The sequence below is a fragment of the Actinosynnema sp. NPDC023658 genome (genome assembly GCF_040639995.1).
GTDB lineage: Bacteria > Actinomycetota > Actinomycetes > Mycobacteriales > Pseudonocardiaceae > Actinosynnema.
In genome coordinates this window covers 1-2,673 of the sequence record NZ_JBFAAX010000775.1, presented here as the reverse complement: position 1 = coordinate 2,673, position 2,673 = coordinate 1, and the positions used below count along the sequence as shown (strand labels likewise).

The following is a 2,673-nucleotide window of genomic DNA, read 5'->3' as shown; positions in this document are numbered from 1 at the left end:
CGTGAACCGCGCCGGACCGCCCCGGTTCGCGCCCGGCAGTGCCGGAGCCGATCACCCGATGATCGCGTGGAATTCATTCCACACGATCGCGAAATAAGCCGACCGGACCTCCGGTTGCGAAGTCACCACTCGTGCAAGTAGCCTGCGAACAGGTGGTGGAAATGTCGGGAGGGCATTCTTTCCGTCTCCAGGGGGTTTCATGCGCATTGTCGTCCTTATCGTGCTGTCCGCTCTGCTCGTACCCGTTCCCACCGCGTCAGCCTCGTCGAACACCTGGTTGGCGCAGCGGTTGTCCCGTTCGGTGAGCACCCGGGACGCCATGACCTCGGTGCGCGCCTTCGACGCGGCGGCCCGGGCCGGAGGTGGCAACCGGGCGGCGGGTTCACCCGGTTTCGAGCTGTCCCGCGAATACCTGGAAGGCGTACTCGAAAGCGCCGGTTACCGGGTGACCACGCAATCCGTGCCTTATCGCAAGTTCACCGTCGACACCGAATCCCTGACCATGTCGACCGGCGTCCGGGTGCGGGTTCTCATGGCCCAGTACGCGCCATCGGCACGGGTGGAGGGCGTCATCGCCCGCGCCACCGCGTCCGGGTGCGCCACCGCCGACTACCCGCCGGGCACCGCCATCGCGGTCGCGCCCAGCGGCGCCTGCACGACCGCGGCGAAGACGGTCGCGGCCTCGGCCGCGGGTGTGCGCGCTCTGCTGGTCTACGACCCGTCGCCGGCGGTGGACTCGGTGATCCGCCGGCAGGCCACCGGGACCGCGCTGCCGGTGGCGTTCGTCAGCCAGCGCGACGCGGAGTCGTTGTCCGGCAGCGGTGTCCTGGAGCTGAGCGGGCAGTCCTCCGACGCCACCACGGTGAACGTGCTCGCCGAAACCGCCGGTGGTCGGGCGGACCACGTGGTGATGGCGGGCGCCCACCTGGACAGCGGCGAGGACGGGCCGGGCGTCAACGACAACGCCACCAGCGTCTCGGCGTTGCTGGAGACCGCCGTGCGGCTCGCGCCGTACCAGCACCGCGTCCCGAACCGGGTGCGCTTCGCGTTCTGGGGCGCGGAGGAGCTGATCAACGTCGGCTCCACCCACTACGTCACGACCCGCACGCCGGAGGAGCTGTCCGCGATCCGGCTCTACCTGAACTGGGAGCTGATCGCCTCTCCGAACTTCGTGCGATTCGTGGTGGACGGCGACGACAGCGACCACCCGGACGTCGGCGCACCCGCGGGCCCGCCCGGCTCCGGCGCGGTGGAAGCCGTGCTGACCCAGGGGTATCGCGTGCAGGGCCTGCCGCTGCGCACCGCCGACCTCAACGACATCCGCTCCGACCAGGAGCAGTTCGCCCGCGCCGGTGTGCCGGTGGGTGGGGCGTTCGGCGGGGTGCGGGGCATCAAGACCGCCGACGAGGCCGCGGTGTTCGGCGGCGTCGCCGGGCAGCCCTACGACCCCTGCTACCACCAGCCGTGCGACGACCTGTCCAACGTGCACGTCCGGGCGTTGGGTGAGGCGATGCGCGCGATGGCGTGGGCCGTGGGGCGGTTCGCCGTGGACGACGACCTGAGTCGATGAGAGGAGGTGTCCACGATGGACTACCCGCACTAGGTGAGCAGTGACGCGGTGGGGCGTGGGCATCCGCGCCCCACCGACCCCGAGAGGAGAATGGTGAGCAGCATCTTCGCCCCGCTGTCGGACGCCATGCTCGCCGACCCGCACGCGGTGTACGCGCGGCTGCGGACCGAGGACCCCGTGCACCGCCACGAGCAGTTGGGCGCCTGGGTGCTCACCCGGCACGACGACTGCACCCGCGTCCTCAAGGACACCGACACCTTCGGCTCGGACCCGCGGGCGCTCGGGAAGCCGATCCCCGAGCAAGTGCTGAGCCTGCAGACCCTCGACCCACCCGAGCACACCGCCGTGCGGCACCGGTTCGTCGACGTGGTCCGGCGCCAGGAGCTCGCGGGCTGGGCGGACGGCGTGCGCCAAGCGGCGGAGGAGCTGGTCGGCCGGCTCGACGGCGTGGTCGACCTGGTGGTGGAGGTGGCCGAACCCCTGGCGCTGCGGGCGGTCTGCGCGCTCTACGGCGTGCCCGTGCCGGACGACCACGAACAGCTGCGGTCCGCCTCGCGCACGCTGGTGCTCGGCATGGACTCCGGCCTGGCCCCCGAGCGCCGCGAACCGTCGCTGGCCGCCAGGGAGACGCTCAACGCGATGATCGACCGGTGGCGCGGAGCAGCGGGACCGGGCGGCGTGCTGGCGGCGGTGCCGTCCGACGAGCGGGTGCTGCGCAACTCGCTGCGCGCGGTGTTCGACGCCGGTTACTCGACCACGGCCAACCTGCTCGGCAACGCGGTGGCGTGGCTGGTCGAGGGCGGTTCGTGCCGCGGCGCCGACCTGGCTGCGCTGGACAGCCGCGGCGCCGAGGAGCTGATCCGGCTCGTCGGACCGGTGCAGGTGGTCAGCAGGCACTGCAAGGCGGACGTCGAGCTGCGCGGGCGGCGCCTGGCACGGGGTGACGTGGTGGTGGTCGTGCTGGCCGGGGCCAACCGCGACCCCGAGGTCTTCCCCGACCCGGACACCGCGGACTTCACCCGCAACCCCAACCCGCACCTCGGGTTGGGCCGAGGAACGCACTCCTGCTTCGGCGGCCACCTGGGCAGGCACGTGCTGCTGGC

2 protein-coding genes are annotated in these 2,673 nt (G+C 71.9%); both read left to right on the top strand.

The window, feature by feature from the left end; all coding sequences use genetic code 11:
• The first annotated feature begins 199 nt into the window (after positions 1-199).
• Positions 200-1,570, top strand: coding sequence for a M28 family peptidase (locus AB0G02_RS34585; RefSeq protein WP_360802936.1), 1,371 nt, complete (start codon positions 200-202; stop codon positions 1,568-1,570).
• Positions 1,571-1,663: 93 nt separating this feature from the next.
• Positions 1,664-2,673: cytochrome P450 (locus AB0G02_RS34580; RefSeq protein WP_360802933.1), on the top strand; the 1,010-nt coding region annotated here is incomplete at its 3' end.

What these genes read in the sequence shown, in the direction of transcription:
- AB0G02_RS34585 (WP_360802936.1), top strand. Translation starts at nt 200, where the DNA reads ATGCGCATTGTCGTCCTTATCGTGCTGTCCGCTCTGCTCGTACCCGTT.